19 protein-coding genes are annotated in these 15,489 nt (G+C 63.6%); 11 read left to right on the top strand and 8 right to left on the bottom strand.

Annotated elements, in window-relative coordinates; all coding sequences use genetic code 11:
• Positions 1-172 precede the first annotated feature (172 nt).
• On the bottom strand, positions 173-619 hold the full coding sequence (locus ACTJJN_RS04240; protein WP_012051928.1) for a hypothetical protein: 447 nt from the start codon (positions 617-619) through the stop codon (positions 173-175).
• A 174-nt stretch (positions 620-793) separates the two neighbouring features.
• Here ACTJJN_RS04240 and ACTJJN_RS04235 point away from each other — a divergent pair, with 174 nt between their 5' ends.
• The 9 genes from ACTJJN_RS04235 (at position 794) to ACTJJN_RS04195 (ending at position 8,339) form a co-directional block, all read left to right on the top strand.
• Complete coding sequence (locus ACTJJN_RS04235; RefSeq protein ID WP_440780995.1) at positions 794-2,128, top strand: lysine N(6)-hydroxylase/L-ornithine N(5)-oxygenase family protein; 1,335 nt, start codon at positions 794-796, stop codon at positions 2,126-2,128.
• Positions 2,129-2,305: 177 nt separating this feature from the next.
• Positions 2,306-3,499 (top strand): PepSY-associated TM helix domain-containing protein, encoded by a 1,194-nt coding sequence (locus ACTJJN_RS04230; protein ID WP_017148249.1) that lies wholly within the window; start codon positions 2,306-2,308, stop codon positions 3,497-3,499.
• Complete coding sequence (locus ACTJJN_RS04225) at positions 3,496-4,035, top strand: hypothetical protein (protein WP_014756192.1); 540 nt, start codon at positions 3,496-3,498, stop codon at positions 4,033-4,035. The genes ACTJJN_RS04230 and ACTJJN_RS04225 overlap by 4 nt, the downstream gene beginning before the upstream one ends.
• The gene (locus ACTJJN_RS04220; RefSeq protein WP_003256211.1) at positions 4,032-4,352 is read left to right on the top strand and encodes a hypothetical protein; all 321 of its coding nucleotides are present in this window, start codon (positions 4,032-4,034) and stop codon (positions 4,350-4,352) included. The genes ACTJJN_RS04225 and ACTJJN_RS04220 overlap by 4 nt, the downstream gene beginning before the upstream one ends.
• Positions 4,349-4,918 (top strand): DUF6162 family protein, encoded by a 570-nt coding sequence (locus ACTJJN_RS04215; RefSeq protein WP_012051925.1) that lies wholly within the window; start codon positions 4,349-4,351, stop codon positions 4,916-4,918. The genes ACTJJN_RS04220 and ACTJJN_RS04215 overlap by 4 nt, the downstream gene beginning before the upstream one ends.
• Before the next feature lie 16 nt (positions 4,919-4,934).
• Positions 4,935-5,837 (top strand): metal ABC transporter substrate-binding protein, encoded by a 903-nt coding sequence (locus tag ACTJJN_RS04210; RefSeq protein WP_014756191.1) that lies wholly within the window; start codon positions 4,935-4,937, stop codon positions 5,835-5,837.
• Positions 5,834-6,580 carry a metal ABC transporter ATP-binding protein gene (locus ACTJJN_RS04205; protein ID WP_012051924.1) on the top strand — a complete coding sequence of 249 codons (747 nt, stop codon included), beginning with the start codon at positions 5,834-5,836 and terminating at the stop codon, positions 6,578-6,580. The genes ACTJJN_RS04210 and ACTJJN_RS04205 overlap by 4 nt, the downstream gene beginning before the upstream one ends.
• Positions 6,580-7,479: a metal ABC transporter permease gene (locus ACTJJN_RS04200; RefSeq protein WP_003256215.1), complete on the top strand. Its 900-nt coding sequence runs from the start codon at positions 6,580-6,582 to the stop codon at positions 7,477-7,479. The genes ACTJJN_RS04205 and ACTJJN_RS04200 overlap by 1 nt, the downstream gene beginning before the upstream one ends.
• Positions 7,476-8,339 (top strand): metal ABC transporter substrate-binding protein, encoded by an 864-nt coding sequence (locus ACTJJN_RS04195; protein WP_014756190.1) that lies wholly within the window; start codon positions 7,476-7,478, stop codon positions 8,337-8,339. Before ACTJJN_RS04200 ends, ACTJJN_RS04195 begins: the two co-directional genes overlap by 4 nt.
• A 224-nt stretch (positions 8,340-8,563) precedes the next feature.
• Here ACTJJN_RS04195 and ACTJJN_RS04190 read toward each other — a convergent pair whose 3' ends face one another.
• From ACTJJN_RS04190 to ACTJJN_RS04165, 6 genes are all read right to left on the bottom strand, one after another.
• Positions 8,564-9,616 carry a DUF1615 domain-containing protein gene (locus ACTJJN_RS04190; protein WP_017148248.1) on the bottom strand — a complete coding sequence of 351 codons (1,053 nt, stop codon included), beginning with the start codon at positions 9,614-9,616 and terminating at the stop codon, positions 8,564-8,566.
• A 26-nt stretch (positions 9,617-9,642) separates the two neighbouring features.
• Complete coding sequence (locus ACTJJN_RS04185; protein WP_014756188.1) at positions 9,643-10,194, bottom strand: isochorismatase family protein; 552 nt, start codon at positions 10,192-10,194, stop codon at positions 9,643-9,645.
• 57 nt (positions 10,195-10,251) lie between these two features.
• Complete coding sequence (locus ACTJJN_RS04180) at positions 10,252-10,971, bottom strand: thioesterase II family protein (RefSeq protein ID WP_014756187.1); 720 nt, start codon at positions 10,969-10,971, stop codon at positions 10,252-10,254.
• Positions 10,968-11,189 carry an MbtH family protein gene (locus ACTJJN_RS04175; RefSeq protein WP_003256222.1) on the bottom strand — a complete coding sequence of 74 codons (222 nt, stop codon included), beginning with the start codon at positions 11,187-11,189 and terminating at the stop codon, positions 10,968-10,970. The genes ACTJJN_RS04180 and ACTJJN_RS04175 overlap by 4 nt, the downstream gene beginning before the upstream one ends.
• Before the next feature lie 134 nt (positions 11,190-11,323).
• A complete protein-coding gene (locus ACTJJN_RS04170) occupies positions 11,324-11,725 on the bottom strand; it encodes a hypothetical protein (RefSeq protein WP_017148247.1) in 402 nt (133 codons plus the stop codon).
• A gap of 26 nt (positions 11,726-11,751) precedes the next feature.
• On the bottom strand, positions 11,752-12,636 hold the full coding sequence (locus tag ACTJJN_RS04165; RefSeq protein ID WP_029611836.1) for a LysR family transcriptional regulator: 885 nt from the start codon (positions 12,634-12,636) through the stop codon (positions 11,752-11,754).
• Positions 12,637-12,782: 146 nt separating this feature from the next.
• On the opposite strand from ACTJJN_RS04165, the gene ACTJJN_RS04160 reads away from it, so the two are divergent.
• A complete protein-coding gene (locus ACTJJN_RS04160) occupies positions 12,783-13,802 on the top strand; it encodes an alpha/beta hydrolase (protein ID WP_014756183.1) in 1,020 nt (339 codons plus the stop codon).
• Positions 13,803-13,961: 159 nt separating this feature from the next.
• On the opposite strand, the gene ACTJJN_RS04155 is transcribed toward ACTJJN_RS04160, so the two are convergent.
• On the bottom strand, positions 13,962-14,255 hold the full coding sequence (locus tag ACTJJN_RS04155; protein ID WP_440780992.1) for a DUF1330 domain-containing protein: 294 nt from the start codon (positions 14,253-14,255) through the stop codon (positions 13,962-13,964).
• Between the two features lie 78 nt (positions 14,256-14,333).
• Here ACTJJN_RS04155 and ribBA point away from each other — a divergent pair, with 78 nt between their 5' ends.
• Positions 14,334-15,455, top strand: a complete 1,122-nt coding sequence (gene ribBA, locus ACTJJN_RS04150; RefSeq protein ID WP_012051917.1) for a bifunctional 3,4-dihydroxy-2-butanone-4-phosphate synthase/GTP cyclohydrolase II — start codon at positions 14,334-14,336, stop codon at positions 15,453-15,455.
• Positions 15,456-15,489: the final 34 nt, after the last annotated feature.

Here is a 15,489-nt window from a genome sequence, read left to right as displayed (position 1 = left end):
CACGACGGCCTGTGCCCAATCACCCATGTATGTCCACCCTCGATAGGTGTAGGAGCGGGTTTACCCGCGAATACGGTCGCGGCGGCAACGGTGAACGGCAGGTGGAAATTGGCCAGCAGGGCCGGCCCATTCGCGGGTAAACCCGCTCCTACAGCGGCCTGTGCATGTCCAGTCAGGCCGTAGCGCTGACCATCCCGCCCGCACTGCTGCCGCCCTCTTGCTGCAACAGTTCCAGCAACTGCGCCGTGGCCGCCATGATCTGCCCATTGAGGGTAGCAATGCTCGCCTGCTTGGCACCAACCGCTGCTGCTTTCGCAGCCTCGTCCATCTTGCTGTTCTGCAATGCAGCCAACTGTTTCTGTTCCTCTGCCAATTGCTTCTGCAGATCCTTGATCAGTTGACGCAGCTCGCTCACAGCCCCCGACTCGCCACTGCCTTCTGCGTCGGTGGATTGCGCCTGGCTACCCGCCGACACCTTCATGCTGTCACTGCTGATGCTCAACGGCCCCACCGCCTCATCGGCCTGTTTCGCCTGTTCACGCTCGGTTGCTGCGTTCGCGCTCAGCGTCTGCGCTGAAACACCATTGATCATCAGGTTGCTTGCCGTGATACCGCTCATGTCGATTCCCTGCCTGAAAAATTGGTCCTTGCCGTAACCAACACATCGGCCGCCTCACGCTGTTCTTTAGCCCGCTTAAATTCCCCCTCGGCTGGCTCGTTCCAACTCATGTACTTGCGCAGGAGCCGGAGCCCCGGCGGGCGTCCATATTCGACCATTCAGGGAATCGCAGCCATGAGCCAGTCTTCACAGCAGGAAACCATCAAAGACATGATCGGCGTGGGCTTCGGCCCCTCCAACCTGGCCTTGGCCATCGCCCTGGAAGAACTCGCCGAATCCCGGGGCCATGCACTCGACGCACTGTTCATCGACAAGCAGCAAGACTACCACTGGCACGGCGAGACCTTGGCTACCCAGAGCGAGTTGCAGATCTCGTTCCTCAAGGACCTGGTGTCGCTGCGTACCCCAACCAGCCCTTACAGCTTCGTCAACTACCTGCACCAGAAGCAGCGCCTGGCCGACTTCATCAACCTCGGCACCTTTTACCCCTGCCGCCTGGAGTACAACGACTACCTGCGCTGGGCCGCCGAGCATTTCGCCTCCCAGGCGGTGTATGGGCAGGAAGTGTTGCGCATCGAACCGCACATGCATGCAGGCCGGGTCCAACACCTGTGCGTGATCACGCGTGACAAACAAGGCCGCGAATACAGCCGCGCCACCCGCTCAGTGGTGGTGGGCAGCGGTGGCACGCCGAAAATCCCGGAAAACTTCGGCGCCTTCAAGGATGACCTGCGAGTCTTCCACCACTCGCAGTACCTGAGCAGCCTGACCAAACTGCCGTGCACGGCTGGCAAACCCATGCGCATTGCCGTGATCGGCTCAGGCCAGAGCGCCGCCGAGGCGTTCATCGACCTCAACGACAGCTACCCGTCAGTCAAGGTCGACATGATTCTGCGCGGCTCGGCCCTCAAGCCCGCCGACGACAGCCCCTTCGTCAACGAGATCTTCTCGCCCGACTATACCGACCTGGTCTACAACGAACCGGCCGAACAGCGCAGCAAACTGCTGGGCGAATACCACAACACCAACTACTCGGTGGTCGACCTCAACCTGATCGAGCGCATCTACGGCATACTCTACCGGCAGAAGGTTGCCCATCAGCACCGCCACAACGTGCTGTGCCGGCGCCAGGTGGAAGCGGTGGTGGCCACCCGCGAAGGCCTGGAACTGACCCTGCGCGACCTCGCCACCGGCCAGCAGCAAACCCACCGCTACGATGCCGTTATCCTCGCCACCGGTTACGAGCGCCGCTCGCACCACGAATTGCTCGCGCCGCTGGCCGATTACCTGGAGGACTTCAGCGTCGACCGCAACTACCGCGTACTGGCCAGCCCGGACCTGCAAGCCTCGGTGTACCTGCAGGGCTTCTGCGAAAACAGCCACGGCCTGAGTGACACCCTGCTTTCGGTCCTGCCGGCACGCGCTGCGGAAATTGGCCGAGCGCTGTACCAGGACCTGGAGCAGTTGCACGAAAAGCCCCAAGCAGCCGTGGCACTGACCCGCGCCTGACCCCTCTCTACAACCAGCCATCAAGGCCGGACTGGTGCCTCGTGCGCAGTCCGGTGTTTGTGCTTTGAAACATTTGCTTTCATTTTAACCTGCAGGTTTTCGATTCTCATTCGTCCTTATCAGTACAGCACTCTTTGGTTGGCACACGCTCGACCACCCATAGCAGAAGACCGTCTGATGGCCCAAACACCGAAAAAATCCAAATCCAAGCTGTGGTTCCTGGTCCACAGCTGGCTCGCCTTGCCGATCTGGTTCTTTGTCCTGATCGTCTGCTTCACCGGCATGCTCGCCGTGGTCAGCCAGGAAATCGTCTGGCTCGCCGATCCGGCTGTGCGCGCCAACAAGCCAGACGCAGACACCGAGCGCATGAGCTTTCAGCAGGTACTGGAGGCCTTGAACAAGGCCGAGCCGGACATGGTGGTGGAACGCCTGAGCCAGCCAGATGGTTCGCACTTCGCGGTGAAAGCCAATGTCACACTGCCTGACGGCACCCGCCCGACGCTGTATGTAAACCCCTACACCGGAACCATTCAGGGCAAGACCCCGGACTTCAACTTCGAAGCCTTCACCCGCGCCCTGCACGGCTGGTGGCTGGTGCCGTTCACCAACGGTTTCAGCTGGGGCTGGTACCTGGTCTCGCTGCTCGGCCTGCCGATGCTCGCCTCGCTGGTCACCGGCCTGGTGGTTTACAAGAAGTTCTGGAGAGGCTTTTTCAAACCCGTGCGTACCGGCCATGGTTCGCGAATTTTCTGGGGTGACCTGCACCGTCTGTCCGGGGTGTGGTCAATCTGGTTCATTGCGGTCATTTCCGTCACCGGCACCTGGTTCCTGATCCAGGCGATCCTGTCCGACAACCACATCACCCTTTCCAGCCAGCCCATCGTGCCGGTGATCGCCCGTGAGGAAGTGCCACAAACGCCAGATGGCAGCCCCGCCTCGCGCATCGACCTGGATGAGGCGGCACGCCTTGCCGGGCTGGCGATCCCGGGGCTGGAAGTGACCTCCATCTCGCTCCCCGCCACTGCCTACAGCCACGTCATGCTGTCTGGCCCGGGCTGGTACCCGTTGATGTTCCAGAGTGCGTCGGTAAATCCGTACACACGCAATGTCGACAGCCAGTTCCTGATCAGCGACCGTTCGGCCCTGGAGTTCGTCACCGAGTCCATGCGCCCGCTGCACACCGGCGACTTTGGCGGTTTGCCGATCAAGCTGGTGTGGTTCTTCTTCGGCCTGATCCTCACCCTGATGGTGCTCAGCGGCCTGCTGATCTGGGCCAAGCGCACCGCCCAGGCCACCGCCGCGGCCCTCAAGCGCAGCGAGCGCGCTCCGCGTGCAGTACACAGTGAAACCACCGTGGAGATCCATTCATGAGCCAGGCCCAGGCCGTGCCCGCCAGCCCGCTGAAGCAGCTTTGGCTGAAGTGGCGTTTTCACCTGAACATCCTGCTGATCCTGATCCCGCTGGGCTTCATGCCCAAGTACTTCGCCGACGCCCGGCTGTTCCGCGGCGACGCTGGCCTTGGCGCCAACGTGATCAGTGACATCCAGGTCGGCCCTTACAGCCTCGACCTTGCTGAACTGCGTGACGAGGCGCCACACGCCGACGGCCCCGCCGGCTACTTCAAATCGTTCAATGCATCGCTGTGCAAGGCCTGCATAAAAAACGTCAAGGCAGCCTACCTGCGCATCGGCAAGCCAAGAAGCCTGCGCGCCGCCGGCACCATTTTCTTCGGCGCACCTTACAACATGGGCACCTCGTTGCCGATTCCGCCGCGTACCAAACCCGACGCGCACATCTGGATCACCCTGGAAGGCTGGGACGGCAGCATGCACCAGGCGTCGATCCCCCTGGCCAAGGCATCGCCAGCCACTGTGGCATGGCTCGAGAAACAAGGAGAAAACAAATGAATCACCGGATGCGCACCCTGGCGCTGCCCTTGCTGGTACTGGTCGCCGGCCCTGCGCTGGCGCACAACCCGATGTGCGAATGCGAAGAACTGGCCAGCGGTCAGGTCAAGTGCACCGGCGGTTTCTCGGACGGCAGCGGTGCCCCCGGAGTGACCCTGGACGTGATTGGTTATGACGAACAGGTGCTGGTCGGCGGCAAGCTTGGCGACGACTCGACGCTGACCTTCAAACGCCCGGACGGCGAATTCTACGTGCTGTTCGATGCTGGCCCCGGGCACGTGGTGGAAGTGGACTACGCCGATATCGCCCAGCCATGAGCCGCGCCCACGTCATTCGCCCGGCCGGTGCCGGGCACGAAACCCTGTACGTGCTGCTGGCAAGCTTGCTGATCGTGGTGCTCGCCGCCAGCGTGGTGCTGCTGCGCGGTGAGCGCGAGGACGAACAGGCCATCGCCAGCCACCAGATCGACGCCCGCCGCGACCTCACCGCCGCCGAGCAAGGCCTGTACACCGACCTGCGGGTAGCCTTCGACGAGATCCAGCTCCTGCGCGAAGAAAACGCCGTCACGCCCAGCGTAAAGGCCCTGGTCGAAGAAGGCCTGCCGCCGTTCGTGGTCGATGCCGGCAGCCAAAGCCGTGGCGGCCACCAATGGTCATGGCTGGAACCCGGCGCCTACCTGGGCCGCAGCCAGGCCCCGGAAGTGGCCGGCAGCCTGCTGCTGATCCTGCCCCCCGACAGCACAGGCCAAGCCGATATCTGGCTGCGCCGCGACAGCGCCGCCGTGATCCCGGACGACCTCGGCCAGGCCGCCCTGATCGCGGCTGGCTGGCAACAGGTGGTCAGCCACTACGACGCCGGGGTCACCCGCGAACACCGTCACTGAACCCAAGGACCCGCCCATGTTTCGCTCCGCCCTCGCCCTGCTCCTGTCCCTTGCCCTGCCGGCAATGGCCCTGGCCGATAACAGCAAGCCGCTGCGAATCGGCATCACCCTGCACCCCTACTACAGCTACGTGAGCAATATTGTCGGCGACAAGGCCGAGGTGGTTCCCCTGATTCCGGCGGGCTTCAACCCGCACGCCTACGAGCCGCGGGCCGAGGACATCAAGCGCATCGGCACGCTGGACGTGGTGGTGCTCAACGGTGTTGGCCATGACGATTTCGCAGACCGCATGATCGCCACCAGCGAAAAACCCGACATTGCCACTATCGAAGCCAATCAGAACGTGCCGCTGCTGGCGGCCACTGGCATCGCCGCGCGCGGTGCCGGCAAGGTGGTCAACCCGCACACCTTTCTGTCGATCAGCACCACCATCGCCCAAGTGAACAACATCGCCCGTGAACTGGGCAAGCTCGACCCGGACAACGCCAAGTTGTACACGCAAAACGCCCGTGCCTACGCCAAGCGCCTGCGCGCCCTGCGTGCCGAAGCCCTGGCCAAGGTCACCGAAGCCCCTGGCGCAACGTTCCGGGTCGCCACCATCCATGCTGCCTATGACTACCTGGTGCGCGACTTCGGTCTGGAGGTGACCGCCGTCGTCGAGCCGGCCCATGGCATCGAGCCCAGCCCGGCGCAGCTGAAAAAAACCATCGACCAGCTCAAGGTACTGGACGTGCGGGTGATCTTCTCGGAAATGGACTTCCCGTCGGCCTATGTCGAAACCATTCAGCGTGAGTCCGGCGTACGCCTGTATCCGTTGACGCATATCTCCTACGGCGATTACACCAAGGACAAGTACGAGGTGGAAATGAAGCGCAACCTCGACACGGTGGTCCGCGCCATTCAGGAGAACCGCGCATGACCGCTGCCGCCAACCTGGCGACAGCCTGCGGGCCGCGCATCGAGTTCACTGGCATCGACCTGACCTTGGGGCGCACGCGTATCCTCGAACAGGTCAGTTTCAGCGTGGCAGCAGGCAGCGTGCACGCCATCGTCGGCCCCAACGGCGGCGGCAAGAGCTCGTTGATCAAGACCCTGCTCGGGCAGATGCCACACCAGGGCCAGTTGACCTTGCATTGGCCTGGTGAGCGCGAAGTGATTGGCTACGTGCCGCAGGCACTGGAGTTCGACCGCGGCCTGCCCATGACCGTGGACGACTTCATGGCCGCCATGTGCCAGCGCCGCCCGGCCTTCCTCGGCCTGTCGCGGCGCGTGAAGCCAGCCATTGATGCAGCCTTGGTTCAGGTTGGCATGCTCGACAAGCGCACGCGGCGCATGGGTGCATTGTCCGGCGGTGAGCGCCAGCGCGTGCTGCTGGCCCAAGGCCTGATCCCCGAGCCGCAGTTGCTGGTGCTGGACGAACCGATGTCGGCCCTCGATGAAGCCGGAATCCAGGTGTTCGAACAGTTATTGCAGGGCTGGCGCCAGGCCGGCACTACCGTTCTGTGGATCGAGCATGACCTGGAAGCCGTGTTGCGTCTGGCGGACCGGGTAACAGGCCTTAACCGCCAGGTGCTGTTCGATGCACCGCCTGCCCAGGCCCTGACTCCGGAGCGTCTGCTCGGTCTGTTCTCCGTTCACCCGCGTAGCGAGAGCCTTGCCTGATGAGTTTTGAAATCTTTCGCCAAACGGTCCAGGACTGGGCCACTGCCGGCTATCTGCCCGAGGCGCTGGCCTACGGCTTCGTGGTCAACGCCCTGTTGGCCGGCCTGATGATCGGCCCGGTGTTGGGCGGCCTGGGTACCTTGGTGGTGGTCAAGCGCTTTGCCTTCTTCTCCGAAGCGGTCGGCCATGCGGCGCTGACCGGCGTGGCCATCGGTATCCTGCTGGGTGAGCCCTATACCGGCCCGTACGGCAGCCTGTTCGGCTACTGCCTGCTGTTCGGCATCCTGCTCAACTTCCTGCGCAACCGTACCGGGCTGTCGCCGGACACACTGATTGGCGTGTTCCTGTCGGTGTCGCTGGCGCTGGGCGCCAGCCTGCTGCTGATGCTGGCAGGCAAGATCAACGTGCACATCCTCGAGAACGTGCTGTTCGGCTCGGTGCTGACCGTTAGCGCCCAGGACTTGCTCGTGCTGGGCATCGTCGCGGCGCTGGTGCTGGCATTGGCGCTGCCGCTGTACAACCGCATCATGCTGGCCAGTTTCAACCCGCAGCTGGCGGCTGTACGCGGGGTAGCGGTGAAGACCCTGGACTATCTGTTCGTGGTGCTGGTGACGTTGGTGACCGTGGCTGCGGTGAAGGTGATCGGGGCCATCCTGGTCGGTGCGCTGCTGGTCATCCCGGCCGCCGCCGCTCGCCTGGTCAGTCAGTCGCTCAAGGGCTTTTTCTTCCTGTCGGTGCTGATTGCCACCATCAGTACCCTGCTCGGTATTTTGCTGCCGATCGTTTTCGACCTGCCGGTGCCGTCAGGGGCCGCGATCATCCTGGTCGCCGGCATCTGCTTTGCCCTGGCCGCCCTGGCCCGCGCCCTCGTTCCCCGCCTGCAAGGAAACCCGGCATGAACTTCAAACACCTGACCCTGGCGCTGGCACTGGCCGGCCTGCCGTCCCTGTCTTTCGCCACGCAAGTGCTGACGACCCTGCCCGTCACCCACAGCCTGGCCAGCGCCCTGCTCGACGGCACTGCGGTGCAGCTTCAGCAGGCAGCACCGGCCAACCTGCCTGCCAGCCGCCAACCGTCGTATTTCAGCGGGCGTGGTGGCGCAGGCCTGCACAAGGCCGCCCAGCAGGCAGATGCGGTGATCGGGGTGCGTTCGATCTGGCGTGACGACCCGCTGTACCCGATGGCCCGACGCAGCAATATCCGCATTGTCGAGATCGATGCCGCGCGACCGGTGGATGGCGCACTGCCGGGCATTGCGGTGAACGGTGACGATGCCTATGGTGCTTACCCCTGGCTCAACCCGACCAACCTCGGACGCATGGCCGACGTGGTGGCCAATGACCTGGAGCGCCTGGCGCCGGACGACAAGGCAAAGATCCAGGGCAACCTGGCAGGGCTCAAGCGCCAATTGCTGGAGCTTTCGGCCAGCAGCCAGACGCGGCTGGCCAAAGTCGACAACCTGACGGTGGTGAGCCTGTCGGAGCGGCTGGGGTATCTGGTCAACGGGTTGAACCTGGATGCGGTCGAGCAGCCACTGCCGGTCGAATGGGATGCGGCCGCCCTCAAGGCGCTGGGGGAGAACCTGAAGGCGCAGGACGTGGCGCTGGTGCTGGACCATCGTCAGCCTGAAGCGGCAGTGGCCGAGGTGATCAAGGCGGCCGGGGCCAAGCTGGTGGTGGTGGAGAGTGACCCTGAAGATGCGATTGCGGGGCTCAAAGCCAGCGTTGACCAGGTGGTTGGGGCATTGGGCGGGCGCTGATCGGACAAGCCCGCGCGGTGGATGGCACGGGCTTCGCCCGTGTTCGCGGGCAAGCCCGCTCCTACATTGGACACGCGTCGGTGGTTGGGCACAGGCCGTCGTGTAGGAGCGGGTTTACCCGCGAAGAGGCCGGGCCTGCTGGCCAAGCTCCACCCGCCGATCACCGTTGCCGCCGCCACCGTATTCGCGTGCAAGCCCGCTCAAGGATCGCGGTTGCTGCCAGGCTAACGCTTCATGCACCGCTGATAGCGCTCATCGACCCGCCCGGCAAACCAGGCCGTGGTCAGCTTGCGGGTAATCTTCGGGCTCTTCAGCTCGATGCCCGGTAACACTGCGCGGGGTACCGGCTTGCCGGCTTTGGCATCCGCCAGGGCGAACACCCCGCTGTACAGCTTGCTGTCCTCGAACGCCAGGCTGTCGGCCTCCTCCAGCTGGCTTCGGATCTGCGGGTTACGCAGCCCCAGCTTCACCCCCAGCTTGCGCGCGGCCAGTTCAGTCGTCCCCGGCATGATCGCCCCTGGCGCCACCAGGTCGCCGTCCAGTGCCAGCTTCACCCCCGTGACCTTGCTCAATGCCGCCTGGAATGCCGCATTGCGGCTGGCGTACCAGCCCGCGTTGAAATCGGCGAAACGGTAAAGCTGGCGCTCGTAGTTGGCCGGGTAGCCCAACAGGTGGGCAATACCGAAGTACATGCCGCCGCGCCGGCTGAACACTTCCTGGCGAATCGTGCCTTCATGGCTGTAGGGGTAATCCCTCGCATGCTTTTCGGCAAAATCGATGCTGACTTGCATCGGCCCGCCGGTGTGCACCGGATTCAGCCCGCCCAGCAAGGTCTTGCCCAGCGGCACGCGAGCAACGACTTCGTCGTACAGTTCGCTCAACTGCTTTTCGCTGCGCACCGTCTGCAACCGCTGCTGGTAGCTCTTGCCGTTGCCCGACGGCGTCTTCAGCGCACCGTCGACCAGCAGTTTGGGAATATGCAGACGCGCAGCGCGGCGGTCGATCTCCTGGCGGGCGATACGCCCAAGGTTGGGCACCTGCGGGTCCGCAGTGAAGGTCGACTCCTGTTCGGTCACCGCCAGCACTGCGCACAGATTACTTTTACTGGGCGCTATGCGCTGGGCTTCGAAGGCTGCCTGGATATCGTTGGCCCAACCCTCGCGGTCCTTGACCTGGGCGGGTAACAGCCGCAGGAGCTGCGCACGGATTTTGGCCGGGTCCGCTTCGGGCGCTTCTTCCCGGCGCCCGGCACAGCCTTGCAACAGCGCCAGAGCCATCACCGAAATGGCCAGTAACCGGCCGTTCAGGGCTGTTCACCGACCAGATAGGTTTTGCTGATGTGGCGGAACTGCGGGTGCCCGGCACTGCCCATCAATTCGAACAGCACCATCTCGCGGGTCACTACCTGCGCACCGGCAACACGCATGCGCGCCAGGCCTGCGGCCTTGCTGGCCGGCGTGCGGCTGTCGCAGGCATCCTCGACCACGAACACTTGCTTGCCCAGTGCCAGCAGGCCGAGCACGGTCTGCAGCACACAAACATGGGTTTCCATGCCGCAAACGATCACCTGCTCGCGCGCCATCAAACTGGCCGGCAGGCACTCGGCAGCCACGCAGGAAAAGTGACTTTTTTCCACCACTTCAGCTGCCGGCGCTGCGGCCAGCAGTTCGGCCAGGGTATGGCCCAGGCCTTTGGGGTACTGCTCGGAAATCACCGTCGGCAGCGCCAGCTCGGCAGTCGCCGCCAGCAACCAGCGGGCCCGTGCCCGAGTGCCTTCGGGGTCGCTCATGGCACCGATCAGTTTTTCCTGGATGTCGACGACCAGCAGCGTGGCCTTGAGTGGATCGATCAGCATTGTCTGCCTCTTGCCTGGGAAAAACCCTAGCCTCCCCCAGGCAAGCGGTGACGTCAATCAGGCGGACAGCCGAAGCGGTTGCAGCGACGCGGTCAGCGCAGCGAGCACACGGTCTTCCTGCTCATGGATGAAGAAATGGCCACCCGGGAACATCTGCAGCGAGAACGCGCCTTGGGTTTCACTGCGCCATGCCCGCAGTTGCTCATCGCTGGCCCGGTCTTCCACGCCACCCAGCACATGCAGTGGGCACTGCAACGCCGGTCGCTGCCGGTAGGTGTAAGTGCCGCACAGCAGAAAATCGGCGCGCAAGGTCGGCAAGGTCAGGCTCATCAGCTCAGCGTTGGCCAGCACTTCCTCAGGCGTGCCCTGCAGCGCGCGCAACTCGCTGATCAGCTCGGCGTCGCTCTTGGGCTCGCGCCAGTTGTTGCCGTCGTAGTCCTCACGCCGGGTAGGTGCCGCGGTGCCGCAGGCGAACAAGGCCAGCGGCGCCGGGCAGCCCAATGCCTGCAGCTCATGGGCCAGCTCGAAGGCCAGCAGTGCACCCAGGCTGTGACCGAGCAACGCATAAGGAGCGCTTGCCGTCAGGCGCTGCTCGCTGGCCAGTTGCCGAGCCAGCACTTGCATGTCGGTGTGCAGCGGCTCTGCCATGCGCGCGCCCCGCCCAGGCAATTCCACCGGGCGCACCTGCAACCAGGCCGGCAGCTTGCGCCGCCAGCGGCTGTAGACCATGGCGCTGGCCCCGGAGTACGGCAGGCACAGCAGGTTCAGCACGGTCACTGGGCGGCAGCTTCGGCCATTTTCTGGCGCAGGCTCAGCGGGCGCATGTCGGTCCAGACTTCATCGATGTAGGCCAGGCAGTCCTTCTTCAAGCCGCTTTTGCCCACGGCTCGCCAGCCGTTGGGGATGGCTTTGTAGTCGGGCCAGATCGAGTATTGCTCTTCGTGGTTGACCACTACCTGGAACTGGATATCGTCGCGGTCGAAAACGGAAGTCATTGCCTGTCTCCTTAAATGATGATGCCGCTGCGCGCCTGGCGCAGGGTGGCTTTCAAGTAGACGTAGCAAGCGTTGTAAAAATTAACGGAACTGACGCGCGCCTGTGTGGGAGCGACCGGTGCTGGTATCAACGCTCAGGTATCACGCAACAGGTCATGCGTATCGAGCAACCGGAACGCAACCTGCGGATTACGCTCCAGCCCGCGCCGGATTGCCGCCGGGATAGACTGCCGGGTCTTGCGGCACAGCCCGGGTTGCTCGTCCAGTTCGATGACGATGCCGCGCATGGTCCGTACCTCGTTGTAACCGGGGGCGATGTGCACGCGGATGCCGAGGTTTTCGTACAGGCGCTGCTGCAGACGTCGAAGGTCTTCCAGGTCCCTCAGGTTTTCCAGGCGTTCGAGCAGGCGTTTTTCTTCCTGCCGGGTCAGCAAGAGGATGCGCTGGGCGGCCTGCGGATGGTCGGCCAATTGCTCGCGGCCGCAGACGCAGGCGCCAGGGGGGCAAGGTTGGCGTAAAGGAACGGGTGTACTCATAGGGCAAGCATAGCCTGTACCGACCGTCAGAGCTGCGCCAGCCGCGCACGCAGGAAGCTGACAAAACCCTGCACCGGCCGCGCCACCTGCCGGTGCTGCGGATACACCGCCGAAAGCTGCAGCGCGGGCGGGCGCCACTCATCCAGAACCGTCACCAACTGCCCCTCCGCCAACGCCTGCCCAACGATAAAGGTCGGCAGGTAAGTGACACCCATCCCAGCAATCGCAGCCCCCCGCAGCAACTCGCCATTGTTCGCCCGCATGCGCCCGGTCACCTGAATTGCCTGGGCTTTACCACCTTTGTGGAACTGCCACTGCACCTGCCGCGAATGCCCATAGGGCAGGCAGTCATGTGCGGCGAGCTCATCCGGTTTTTCCGGCACTCCCCGTGCTTGCAAATACCCCGGGCTCGCACAGTAGACCCGCTCGACACTGGCGATACGCCGGGCGATCAGGCTGGAGTCCTCCAGTGCACCAATCCGCAGCGCCAGGTCATAGCCTTCACCAATCAGGTCGACGGCGCGGTCGCTCAGGTCTACCTCTACATCAACCTGGGGGTGCAACTGCAGAAACTCGGTCAGCAGGCAACCCAGGTGCGCCATGGCAAACGACAGCGGCGCGCTGAGGCGCAAGGTGCCGCGCAGGACCTGGGCCTGGCCGCTGATGTCGTGTTCGACCTGCTGCACTTCACCCAGCAGGCGCAGGGCCGACTGGTAGTAGTGCTGCCCCAGTGGCGTGGCATCGAGGCGCCGGGTGGAGCGGTTGAGCAGGCGCACACCCAGGCGCTCTTCAAGCTGCATCAGACGCCGACTGACCGATTGCTTGGACATGCCCAGACGGTCGGCGGCAGCGGTGAAACTACCGGCCTCCATCACCTGGGCAAAGATCCGCATGTCTTCGTAAGGGTTCATTGTCTCGCTCTTGCTGACAGTCAAACACTTTATAGCGGCTTTTTCCCACGAGTGCATCTGCCTAATCTACGCACAAGTCGCAGCGACGGCCCTTCAGGCCAGGCAAGACGCCCACTACCAACACTTGCACAGAAAAGGATTCGCTTATGAACATTGTCCACAAAGCCCTCACCGCCTCCCTCCTGGCCCTGTCCGTTTCCAGTGCCTTCGCCGCAGGCAGCCCTGGTGTCGAACAACACACCCAGGCCTTCCTCGAAGCCCTGGAGAAAGGGGGTGGCAAGCCGCTGGAACAGCTCACACCAAACGACGCCCGCGCGGTACTGACCGGCGCCCAGGCCTCGGTAAAGGTCGACCTCTCGGGGATCGAAGTGAAGGAACGCACGATTCAGGCCAATGGCCAGTCAATCAAGCTGCAAGTGGTACGCCCGACTAATGTCAAAGGTGATTTGCCGGTGTTCATGTTCTTCCACGGTGGCGGCTGGGTGCTGGGCGACTTCCCGACCCACCAACGACTGATCCGCGACCTGGTGGTCGGCTCGGGTGCGGTGGCGGTCTATGTGGACTACACCCCGTCACCGGAAGCGCACTACCCGACGGCGATCAACCAGGCGTACGCCGCGACTCGCTGGGTGGCTGAACATGGCAAGGAGATCGGCGTGGATGGCAAGCGCCTGGCTGTAGCCGGCAACAGCGTTGGCGGTAACATGGCGGCGGTGGTTGCACTCAAGGCCAAAGAGGCCGGCACCCCTGCCCTGCGCTTCCAGCTGCTGCTGTGGCCGGTGACCGATGCCAGCTTCGAGACAGCATCGTACAAGCAGTTTGCCGAAGGACACTTCCTGACCACCGGGATGATGAAGTGGTTCTGGAACAACTACACCGTTGATGCAAAGGCGCGGGCGCAGATCTACGCCTCGCCGCTGCGGGCGTCCGCCGAACAGCTGAAGGGCTTGCCACCGGCCCTGGTGCAAACGGCTGAGTTCGATGTGCTTCGGGATGAAGGTGAGGCGTATGCCCGCAAGTTGAATGCGGCGGGCGTGACAGTAACCTCGGTGCGCTACAACGGAATGATTCATGACTATGGGCTGCTCAACCCGTTGAGCCAAGTGCCGGCAGTAAAGGCGGCGCTGCGGCAGGCGGGCAACGAACTTAAAGTGCATCTGCAGTGAGGCAATGAGCAATAGACCCGCCTGGGCGGGTCTTTTGCTTCTATTTGCGGAAACGGCCCGCAGGCTTCAATGAATCTGCCATCGGTGCGGCAGGTCCGGCCCTTTCGCGGGTAAACCCGCTCCTACACANTTACCCGCGAAAGGGCCGGCGAATCCTGCTCAGGGCTCAAACCCTTCCACAATGATCACCTCAGCCTTCGCCACCCCTTGGCGATGACTGCATGCCTCTTGGTACAGCGCGGAGCGGTAACAGGCGACGGCCTGCGCGTACGAATCGAACTCGATCACCACACTACGCTGAGGCGTAGCTCTCCCTTCCATCGCCTCGCTACGCCCGCCACGGGCCAGGAAGCGCCCGCCGAGTGCCTTGAAGGCAGCCGGGGCGCGCTGGGTGTATTGCTGGTACTGCTCGGGGTCGGTCACATCCACATGGGCGATCCAGTAGGCCTTCATGTGCAGCTCTCCTGTTACGGCGATATTTGTGTATGATGGTATACCATAAAATTCACCCCACCACAGTGAGCGTGCACCATGGCTTTCAACACCATCGAGGAACTTCTCGAGGACTACCGGCAAGGCAAGATGGTCCTGCTGGTGGATGACGAGGACCGGGAAAACGAAGGCGACCTGTTGATCGCCGCCGAGCGCTGCGACGCCCAGGCCATCAACTTCATGGCCCGCGAGGCACGCGGCCTGATCTGCCTGACCTTGACCGACGATCACTGCCAGCGCCTGGGCCTGGAGCAGATGGTTCCGGCCAACGGTAGCGTGTTCAGCACCGCGTTCACCGTGTCGATCGAGGCGGCCACCGGGGTCACCACCGGCATTTCCGCCGCAGACCGGGCACGCACCGTGGCAGCGGCCATGGCCCCCAACGCCCGCCCCGAAGACCTGGTGCAACCTGGCCACATCTTCCCGCTGCGGGCACGCGAAGGCGGGGTGCTGACCCGTGCCGGCCACACCGAAGCCGGCTGCGACCTGGCACGCCTGGCCGGCTTCAGCCCGGCCTCGGTCATCGTTGAAGTGCTGAACGACGACGGCACCATGGCCCGTCGCCCCGACCTGGAAGTGTTCGCCGCCCGGCATGGCATCAAGATTGGCACCATCGCCGACCTGATCCACTACCGCCTGAGCACCGAGCAGACCATCAAGCGCATCGGCGAGCGCGAGCTACCGACCGTGCATGGCACCTTCCGCCTGGTCACCTATGAAGACCGCATCGAAGGTGGCGTGCACATGGCCATGGTCATGGGCGACATTCGCCGCGAACAGCCGACCCTGGTGCGGGTGCATGTGATTGACCCGCTGCGCGACCTGGTGGGCGCCGAGTACGCCGGCCCCGCCAACTGGACGCTGTGGGCGGCGCTGCAGAAGGTGGCTGAGGAAGGTACTGGCGTGGTGGTGATCCTGGCCAACCACGAATCCTCCCAGGCCTTGCTTGAGCGTGTGCCACAACTGACCCACCCTGTGCGGCCCTATCAACGTGGCCAGTCCAAGGTGTATTCCGAAGTGGGTACCGGGGCGCAAATTCTGCAGGACCTTGGCGTGGGCAAGCTGCGTCACCTGGGGCCACCGCTGAAATACGCGGGGCTGGCGGGCTATGAGCTGGAGGTGGTCCAGAGCATCCCGTTCGACCCGGGGATGGATGGCTGAGAACACACAAGCAATTGATTTAGCGGGGCCCTGT

Source organism: Pseudomonas sp. 22515 (genome assembly GCF_052044625.1).
Taxonomy (GTDB): domain Bacteria; phylum Pseudomonadota; class Gammaproteobacteria; order Pseudomonadales; family Pseudomonadaceae; genus Aquipseudomonas; species Aquipseudomonas alloputida.
This window is presented reverse-complemented; position numbering and strand designations above follow the sequence as displayed.

What these genes read in the sequence shown, in the direction of transcription:
- ACTJJN_RS04240 (WP_012051928.1), bottom strand. Translation starts at nt 619, where the DNA reads ATGAGCGGTATCACGGCAAGCAACCTGATGATCAATGGTGTTTCAGCG.
- ACTJJN_RS04235 (WP_440780995.1), top strand. Translation starts at nt 794, where the DNA reads ATGAGCCAGTCTTCACAGCAGGAAACCATCAAAGACATGATCGGCGTG.
- ACTJJN_RS04230 (WP_017148249.1), top strand. Translation starts at nt 2,306, where the DNA reads ATGGCCCAAACACCGAAAAAATCCAAATCCAAGCTGTGGTTCCTGGTC.
- ACTJJN_RS04225 (WP_014756192.1), top strand. Translation starts at nt 3,496, where the DNA reads ATGAGCCAGGCCCAGGCCGTGCCCGCCAGCCCGCTGAAGCAGCTTTGG.
- ACTJJN_RS04220 (WP_003256211.1), top strand. Translation starts at nt 4,032, where the DNA reads ATGAATCACCGGATGCGCACCCTGGCGCTGCCCTTGCTGGTACTGGTC.
- ACTJJN_RS04215 (WP_012051925.1), top strand. Translation starts at nt 4,349, where the DNA reads ATGAGCCGCGCCCACGTCATTCGCCCGGCCGGTGCCGGGCACGAAACC.
- ACTJJN_RS04210 (WP_014756191.1), top strand. Translation starts at nt 4,935, where the DNA reads ATGTTTCGCTCCGCCCTCGCCCTGCTCCTGTCCCTTGCCCTGCCGGCA.
- ACTJJN_RS04205 (WP_012051924.1), top strand. Translation starts at nt 5,834, where the DNA reads ATGACCGCTGCCGCCAACCTGGCGACAGCCTGCGGGCCGCGCATCGAG.
- ACTJJN_RS04200 (WP_003256215.1), top strand. Translation starts at nt 6,580, where the DNA reads ATGAGTTTTGAAATCTTTCGCCAAACGGTCCAGGACTGGGCCACTGCC.
- ACTJJN_RS04195 (WP_014756190.1), top strand. Translation starts at nt 7,476, where the DNA reads ATGAACTTCAAACACCTGACCCTGGCGCTGGCACTGGCCGGCCTGCCG.
- ACTJJN_RS04190 (WP_017148248.1), bottom strand. Translation starts at nt 9,616, where the DNA reads ATGGCTCTGGCGCTGTTGCAAGGCTGTGCCGGGCGCCGGGAAGAAGCG.
- ACTJJN_RS04185 (WP_014756188.1), bottom strand. Translation starts at nt 10,194, where the DNA reads ATGCTGATCGATCCACTCAAGGCCACGCTGCTGGTCGTCGACATCCAG.
- ACTJJN_RS04175 (WP_003256222.1), bottom strand. Translation starts at nt 11,189, where the DNA reads ATGACTTCCGTTTTCGACCGCGACGATATCCAGTTCCAGGTAGTGGTC.
- ACTJJN_RS04170 (WP_017148247.1), bottom strand. Translation starts at nt 11,725, where the DNA reads ATGAGTACACCCGTTCCTTTACGCCAACCTTGCCCCCCTGGCGCCTGC.
- ACTJJN_RS04165 (WP_029611836.1), bottom strand. Translation starts at nt 12,636, where the DNA reads ATGAACCCTTACGAAGACATGCGGATCTTTGCCCAGGTGATGGAGGCC.
- ACTJJN_RS04160 (WP_014756183.1), top strand. Translation starts at nt 12,783, where the DNA reads ATGAACATTGTCCACAAAGCCCTCACCGCCTCCCTCCTGGCCCTGTCC.
- ACTJJN_RS04155 (WP_440780992.1), bottom strand. Translation starts at nt 14,255, where the DNA reads ATGAAGGCCTACTGGATCGCCCATGTGGATGTGACCGACCCCGAGCAG.
- ribBA (WP_012051917.1), top strand. Translation starts at nt 14,334, where the DNA reads ATGGCTTTCAACACCATCGAGGAACTTCTCGAGGACTACCGGCAAGGC.